This window comes from Pelagimonas sp. (genome assembly GCF_058892305.1).
In genome coordinates this window covers 1-3,947 of record NZ_JBZXVN010000070.1, presented here as the reverse complement: position 1 = coordinate 3,947, position 3,947 = coordinate 1, and the positions used below count along the sequence as shown (strand labels likewise).

Below are 3,947 nucleotides of genomic sequence, written 5' to 3'. Positions count from 1 at the left end.
CCGGCCTCTGTTGCGGCCATCATCACGCCGCGGGCCCGTATGGTGTTCGCAGGTCGGGTCCAGATCAAAGCCGCGTGCTCGATGGCACTCTGTTGCGCTCTGGTTCTCCCGATCCCGTCTCACGACCGTGCGCCAAACGTCTCCTTGCCCTCTTCCGCTCCGACGTCCTCGCGACCAGTGACGGCTTACGCCGCAGCGGTCGGAGACTGGTAGGCGCCGCCTCGGGCCATCAGCGCCCAGACGATCCGCGCCATTTTGTTCGCCAGCGCGACCCGCACCAGCATCGGCGGCTTGCGCGTCAGCATCTCGCCAAGCCATGTGCCCGGCCGGGCAGCGGCATGAACATGCCTGTCGCGTAGCCCTTAATTGTGAGATGAGAAATCCAACGAAATCAACGGCCTTGCTTTGCCCTTAAATATGATATTTTGCCTTTAAATCCGATATTTTTGCCCTTAAACCTGAGACAGGGTTCGCAGCTTCGTGTGGCAAATATTGATGGATGATGATCGCGAAGACTTCGTTGCCGCTGGTGCTGAGGAGGCGCGCAGGGCGGCCGTTCTGCGTCCGCTTGTTCAGGCATATCTCAAAGGAACTGGCAGTCTGGAAAGTGGCATCAATGACGCCGTTTGGGAGCTTGGTGTCAGCAGGGCGACTGTCTGGCGCTGGATAAAGCGTCTGGCCGAAGAGGGTGGGCGCACCAGCGCGCTGGCTTCTCGGAAACGGGGCCGCCCGACTGGTACAACCTTGATATCCGGCAAGGTGGAAGCGGTGATCGAAGAACATCTTCGCCGTTATTTCTTACGGCGGGAACGCCCAAGCCTGTCGCGCATCGTGACAGAAATCCGAAGCGCGTGCTGGCAGCAGGGCTTGCAACCGCCGACACGTCGGACGGTTCAGCGCAGGCTGGATGCAATGGATGCCCGTGAAATTGCCAAGGCACGCGAAGGCGCAAAGGCGGCCCGCCAGAAATTTGCGCCGGTCGTAGGCGACAACAAGGCAAACCGGCCACTGGAGGTCGTGCAAATCGACCATACGCCTGCGGACATCATTCTCGTCGACAGTTTTGAACGCAAACCAATTGGGCGGCCTTGGGTCACGCTGGCGATCGACGTCGCAACGCGGATGGTGACCGGATATTACACCTCTCTCGAGGCACCTTCGCGTCTGTCGGTGGCGCTTTGCCTGACACAGGCTGTGGCCCCCAAGGCGGAACTTCTGGCGGAATTGGTGCGCAATGTTCCTTGGCCCGCGCAGGGTAAACCGCATAGCATCCACGTCGATAACGGGCGCGATTTCCGGTCGCATGCCTTTCGGTCGGCATGTGCAGAATGGGGGATCGATCTGGTCTATCGGCCGCCAGGCAGTCCTCATTTCGGAGGGCACATCGAACGATTGATCGGCACGATGATGGGGGCCGTGCACCTGTTGCCTGGAACAACGCAATCCTCGGTCGTGGCCAAGGGCGACTATGACGCCGAGGGCATGGCCACGATGACCTTAAGCGACTTCGATCGCTGGTTTGCTCTGGAAATCTGCCGCTACAACAACAGCATTCATTCAAGTCTTGGCTGCACGCCCGTTGCCAAATGGGAGGCGCTCTCAGAGCAAATGATGGGCGATATCCCCTTCGAGATTGAAGCCTTTCGGGTGAGCTTTCTGCCAAGTGAACTGCGCAAGGTCAGGCGTGACGGCATCCATCTGTTCCAGATACGGTACTGGTCCGATGCGCTTGCAGGCCACATCGGGCGCGGGGATGGAAAGGTGGTCGTCCGCTACGACCCTCGCGACCTCTCGGTGATCTGGGTCGAACTGGATAATGACCGATACGTCGAAGCTCGGTACCGAAACCTGGAAATTCCGCCTGTGTCGCTCTGGGAATATCGCGAAGCCATGAGGAATGCCCGTGCCCTTGGCAAGTCCGGGTCCAATGAGCTGGTCCTGGCTGAGCTGATCCGACAGCAACGCCAAATCGAGTCTGAAAGCCGGAGCCTGACGAGGGCCGAACGCCGATCCCGTGAAAGAAAAGGGACATTGGAGGGCGCCAACTCGGCCGTCTCAACAACCGAAGGGCTGCGCGCGATCGATACGGGTGATACATCGCGCCCATTGTTCAAGGTGGAGAGATGGTGAATTGAGGGCAGGAAAAACAGAGGAAGACGGTCGGATCACCCTCATTCAATCGGATATCTGGATTGGCTTTCCGCGGGCCGAACAAGTTCTGGACCGTTTGCAGTGTATGATCGAAGCGCCAAGGCAAACCCGTATGCCTGGCCTTCTTGTGCATGGCGCGTCCGGGATCGGAAAGACGATGATCGCCCGCAATCTTTCGCGCAGATATGCACCGGAATATGACCCAGCATCGGGAATTACGCGAACGCCGCTGTTACTGTTACAAGCACCACCAGCTCCCGACGAACGACGGTTCTATCTGCACATCCTGGCGACCGTCGGGGCACCGGCCACGGCACTGAGCGCGCGCGCTCAAAATGTGGCCTCCCTCGAAGTCCGTGTCGTCGCGCTCTTGCGCGACCTTGGCCTGCGGATGATCATGATCGACGAAGTCCACAACCTCTTGGCCGGGACCCACCGCGAACAGCGCCGCTTTCTCAATGTTCTGCGGTATCTCAGCAATGAACTCGAAGTGTCGCTGGTCTGCCTGGGGGTCAGCGAGGCCGTCGATGCCATCCGTGGTGATATCCAGCTTGCCAGGCGGCTGGACGAACATCACCTTCCAAACTGGCGCGACGACGCCGAGTTCTCGGACATGATCCAGACACTCATCGCGGCAATGCCCCTCGAGAAGAAATCCAATCTGAAGGTCAAGTCACTAAAGCAGATACTTGCGCTGACCGGCGGGGTGACCTCGCGCATCTTCGCCCTGATCAAGGATCTTTCCATCGACGCCATTGTCACAGGTGATGAATGCATCACCGATGACGCAATCGCAAAATGGACGCCGGTTTGGTCGCGCCATGCGAACCCCCATCGGCGGCTCGAGAAGTCCGGGGTGTGAAGCCGCACCCGCTGCCCAAGACTGTCGCGCCGCTGCCCGACGAGTTGTTGTCAGGTTGGTTGTCTAGGCTGGCGGCGGCCAACTACTGTGATGATGCGGAACTACTGGCTCATCTCAGAATCGATACCGCGCATGGCACCGCCTTGAACTTCAACGTCGACGCGGCTGCGGCGGCGAAGATTGCCAACGCCGCACGGATTGACCCAGATGTTGTGCGATCTTTGACCTTCCCAGCAATGACGACACGAGAAGCCTCGCTGACGGCCCAGATACCATTCCAGCATTGCCTGCAATGTTCCAGAGAGGGCCTTTCGCTCAAGCATTGGAGGCGAGCCTGGGCATTCGACTGCCAGGTTTGTGGGACGAGACTTGTGCCGACGCTCGGCAAGGCCAGTGGCGAACAGATGCCCGAAAAGCTGATAAATCGTGCGCGCAACGGCGCCGCGCGGCTTGAATACGCCGCGCGATTACGCAGCTCCAAGCAATTTCGGCGCGCAATGCGCGCGGTCACCTTTGCCATATCATTAAAGGCCTTCCGCGGAGATCCGTTATACGCTCTTCAGGGCCACAGGCTGGAAGTAAGGCTGTTTGGCCTTGCTGCAATTGATGCAGCCCAATCCCGTCCACTGGTCAAAGCGGCCATCTCAAGCTCCGGCATCGACGACTATGCAAGGGTTGCTCTATTGCGCGCCTTCGATAAGGAGCCACGTCTGCTTGCCGCGGTTGTTTACATCGCCCGGCAGCGCGCGAAAAGCATAGGCGCGATGGCAGTGGAATCTCATAATTAAGGGCAAAAAATATCCCCGAACGCGTCGTGTCTCAGATTTAAGGGCAACGCGACAGCGACTACGACGTGGTGGTTATCGACAGCCCACCAGCTCTCGGGTTCTTGACTTTAACTGGCCTCTACGCTGCGACCTCGGTCATCGTGCCG

At 59.0% G+C, this 3,947-nt stretch carries 4 protein-coding genes and 1 pseudogene; 4 read left to right on the top strand and 1 reads right to left on the bottom strand.

Annotation, left to right across the window (positions count from 1 at the left end):
* Positions 1-185 precede the first annotated feature (185 nt).
* Positions 186-350: pseudogene (locus tag AC5EFR_RS22065) on the bottom strand (IS110 family transposase); the annotation flags it as partial.
* A gap of 145 nt (positions 351-495) precedes the next feature.
* On the opposite strand from AC5EFR_RS22065, the gene AC5EFR_RS22060 reads away from it, so the two are divergent.
* From AC5EFR_RS22060 to AC5EFR_RS22045, 4 genes are all read left to right on the top strand, one after another.
* Positions 496-2,130, top strand: a complete 1,635-nt coding sequence (locus AC5EFR_RS22060; protein WP_024099411.1) for a TnsB C-terminal domain-containing protein — start codon at positions 496-498, stop codon at positions 2,128-2,130.
* Positions 2,090-3,013: a TniB family NTP-binding protein gene (locus AC5EFR_RS22055; RefSeq protein WP_235872058.1), complete on the top strand. Its 924-nt coding sequence runs from the start codon at positions 2,090-2,092 to the stop codon at positions 3,011-3,013. Before AC5EFR_RS22060 ends, AC5EFR_RS22055 begins: the two co-directional genes overlap by 41 nt.
* Positions 3,010-3,801 (top strand): TniQ family protein, encoded by a 792-nt coding sequence (locus AC5EFR_RS22050; RefSeq protein ID WP_008335465.1) that lies wholly within the window; start codon positions 3,010-3,012, stop codon positions 3,799-3,801. The genes AC5EFR_RS22055 and AC5EFR_RS22050 overlap by 4 nt, the downstream gene beginning before the upstream one ends.
* Positions 3,802-3,866: 65 nt before the next feature.
* Positions 3,867-3,947, top strand: an 81-nt coding sequence (locus tag AC5EFR_RS22045) for a ParA family protein (protein ID WP_493577872.1), incomplete at its 3' end; no start/stop codon positions are given.

Coding starts and splice junctions, on each gene's coding strand:
- AC5EFR_RS22060 (WP_024099411.1), top strand. CDS start 496: ATGGATGATGATCGCGAAGACTTCGTTGCCGCTGGTGCTGAGGAGGCG.